The sequence below is a fragment of the Stenotrophomonas sp. UBA7606 genome, assembly GCF_002477705.1.
Taxonomy (GTDB): domain Bacteria; phylum Pseudomonadota; class Gammaproteobacteria; order Xanthomonadales; family Xanthomonadaceae; genus Stenotrophomonas.
This window is the reverse complement of record NZ_DLJW01000101.1, coordinates 1-3,034: the sequence shown is the minus strand read 5'-3', so window position 1 is coordinate 3,034 and position 3,034 is coordinate 1. Positions and strand designations below refer to the sequence as shown.

Here is a 3,034-nt window from a genome sequence, read left to right as displayed (position 1 = left end):
CGTAAGCCGCGAAGCTGGTGATGCGGGAAAGGCCGTAAAAGCTTACCCCTCCCCAACCCTCCCCTTTGCTGCGCAAAAGGGAGGGGGCGGAAGCGCATCGCCGTTCGGATGTGGGAGCGGCGTAAGCCGCGAAGCTGGTGATGCGGGAAAGGCCGCAAAAGCTTACCCCTCCCCAACCCTCCTCTTTGCTGCGCAAAAGGGAGGGAGCACAAGCGCATCGCCGTTGGGCTGTGGGAGCGGCGTAAGCCGCGAAGCTGGTGATGCGGGAAAGGCCGCAAAAGCTTACCCCTCCCCAACCCTCCCCTTTGCTGCGCAAAAGGGAGGGAGCACACGCTCACCCCCTCGGTGCCAAGCCGGTATAGCGCGCACGCGGTCGTATCAAGGTGCCCAGCGCCTGTTGTTCCAACGCATGCGCCAGCCAGCCGGTAAGCCGCGCGGTAGCGAACATCACCAGCGCATGTGCGCCCGGCAACTCGTAGACATAGCAGATGGCCCCCAGCATGCCGTCGATGTTCGGCCGCTGGCCGCTGACTTCCTCGGTGGCCGCCAGCACCGCTTCCACATGGCGCATGCGCGGCGAATCGCCACAGCGTTCGCGTAGCTGCCGCAATACCTCCGCGCCGCGCGGATCACCCTCGGGGTACAGCAGGTGATTGAAACCCGGCAGTTCATCGCCGCGGCGCCAGCGCTCGGCAATGAAGGCCGCTGGCGCACCACTGGCTTCGGCATCCACCAGCAGGGCATGCGCGCGCGCGGTGGCGCCACCATGGCGTGGCCCGGACAGCGCCGCCAGGCCAGCGCTCACCGTGGCATGCAGGTGCGCGCCGGTGGAGGCGACCACGCGCGCGGCAAACGCGGACACATTCAGTTCGTGGTCGGCACATAGCACCAGCGCCGCGCGCACCAGTTCGGCGAATGCCGCATCGCCCGGCACCCAGGCATCGGCTAGCAGCCGGTGCACGGGCCGTGTGTCCGCCGCGGTGCCGACCAGCAGGGCGGCGTTCTGCCGCAGCAGCAAGGCCGCGACTTCGCGCCGGACCGGCGCTGCAGCATTGAGCGACTGGCGTTGCTCCAGTGCCAGCAGCGGGATGCAGGCCATGGTGCGTTCCACCGGCGGCAGGCTGGCGTCCAGAGCCAAGCCGGCAATGCGCTCGGGCCAGGCGGGCAGGGCGGTGCTGGTGAAGGGATTCTGCTCCTCGCACTCCCACAGCAGGCGGGCGATGTCCTCCAGCGTGGCGCCGGCCTGCGCCGCGGCCACGGCCGAACGGCCACGGTAATAAGGCGCATCCGGGCGGATCAACGAGATACGGGTTTCCAGCACCGGCAGGCCGCGATCCAGGCTCTGCGCCGCGCCGCGCTCGGCACCACGGCCGGCCCGTTTGCGCTGCGCCAGCCGTTCCACCTCCGCTCGCAGGTACACCCGGCTGCGGGCGGAGGGGCCGGGCCGCGAGCTCAGCTGGCCGCGGCTGACATAGGCATACAACGTGGCGGCGCTGATGCCGAGCAGGGCACAGGCTTCGTTGGCGGGGATCAGTTCGGGGTCGAGGGCGTCGGACATGGCGTATTCAATAGGTTGATTTATTGAATCAAGATTGATCAATGCATCTGATGGTGCCAGATTAACCGTCACAGCGGAATGGCATGCTCGCCACCGCCCAGCCACAAGCCAGGAGCCAACCCATGAGTCTTTCTTCCGCCGGCGCTGCCTTCCGCGCCGCACTGGCCGCCGAATCCCCGCTGCAGGTGGTGGGTGCGATCAATGCCAACCACGCTCTGCTGGCCAAGCGCGCCGGTTACCGCGCCATCTACCTGTCCGGCGGCGGTGTTGCTGCCGGCTCGCTGGGCCTGCCGGACCTGGGCATCAACACGATGGAAGATGTGCTGATCGACGTGCGTCGCATCAGCGATGTCTGCGACCTGCCGCTGATGGTGGATATCGATACCGGCTTCGGCCCCAGCGCGTTCAACATCGCGCGCACGGTGAAATCGCTGATCAAGGCCGGCGCCGCTGCCTGCCATATCGAGGACCAGGTTGGCGCCAAGCGCTGCGGTCACCGCCCGGGCAAGGAAATCGTCTCGCAGGGGGAAATGGTCGATCGGGTGAAGGCTGCCGCCGATGCCAAGACCGATCCGGACTTCTTCCTGATCGCCCGCACCGACGCCATCCAGATGGAAGGCGTGGACGCGGCCATCGAGCGCGCCCTGGCCTGCGTGGAAGCCGGTGCCGACGGCATCTTTGCCGAGGCGGCCTACGACCTGGAAACCTATAAGCGCTTTGCCGACGCGGTGAAGGTGCCGCTGCTGGCCAACATCACCGAATTCGGCGCGACGCCGCTGTTCAGCCGTGATGAACTGGCCTCGGCCGGTGTGGCGATGCAGCTGTTCCCGCTGTCGGCGTTCCGTGCAGCGAACAAGGCGGCCGAGAACGTGTACGAAGCCATTCGCCGTGACGGCCACCAGCGTAATGTGGTGGACAGCATGCAGACCCGCGAGGAGCTGTATGACCGCATTGGCTACCACGAATTCGAGCGCAGCTTGGACAAGACGTTTGCTGCGAAGAAGTAACTGCACTTCCTTCTCCCTCTGGGAGACAGAACGGCAGGATTGCCGTTCTGCACGGCGAAAGCCGCCCGAAGGGTGAGCGCCAAGGACGGCGCGAATGTAGGCGGCGCGCAGCGCCGGATGAGGGTCGGTGCCACTACTGCTGAATGTTTCAGCGGGTCCGACCCTCACCCCAACCCCTCTCCCGGTGGGAGAGGGGCTTCAAAATCCCGCATCTCATCGAGGTTCACACCATGTCTGAATCCACCGCCGCACCGGCGTTCAAGCCGAAGAAGTCCGTCGCCCTGTCCGGCACCGCTGCCGGCAATACCGCCCTGTGTACCGTTGGCCGCAGCGGCAACGACCTGCACTACCGTGGCTACGACATCCTGGACCTGGCCAACACCAGCGAGTTCGAGGAAATCGCCCACCTGTTGGTGCACGGCAAGCTGCCGAACAAGGCCGAGCTGCGCGCCTACAAGGCCAAGCTGAA

General features: G+C 66.3%; 3 protein-coding genes. 2 read left to right on the top strand and 1 reads right to left on the bottom strand.

The window, feature by feature from the left end; genetic code table 11:
- Positions 1 to 334: 334 nt before the first annotated feature.
- On the bottom strand, positions 335 to 1,558 hold the full coding sequence (locus tag B2527_RS12380; RefSeq protein WP_293713943.1) for a citrate synthase family protein: 1,224 nt from the start codon (positions 1,556 to 1,558) through the stop codon (positions 335 to 337).
- 122 nt (positions 1,559 to 1,680) lie between these two features.
- Between B2527_RS12380 and prpB the strand changes: the two genes are divergently transcribed.
- Positions 1,681 to 2,565, top strand: a complete 885-nt coding sequence (prpB, locus tag B2527_RS12375) for a methylisocitrate lyase (RefSeq protein WP_293713941.1) — start codon at positions 1,681 to 1,683, stop codon at positions 2,563 to 2,565.
- A gap of 230 nt (positions 2,566 to 2,795) precedes the next feature.
- Positions 2,796 to 3,034, top strand: a 239-nt coding sequence (locus B2527_RS12370; protein ID WP_293713939.1) for a citrate/2-methylcitrate synthase, incomplete at its 3' end; no start/stop codon positions are given.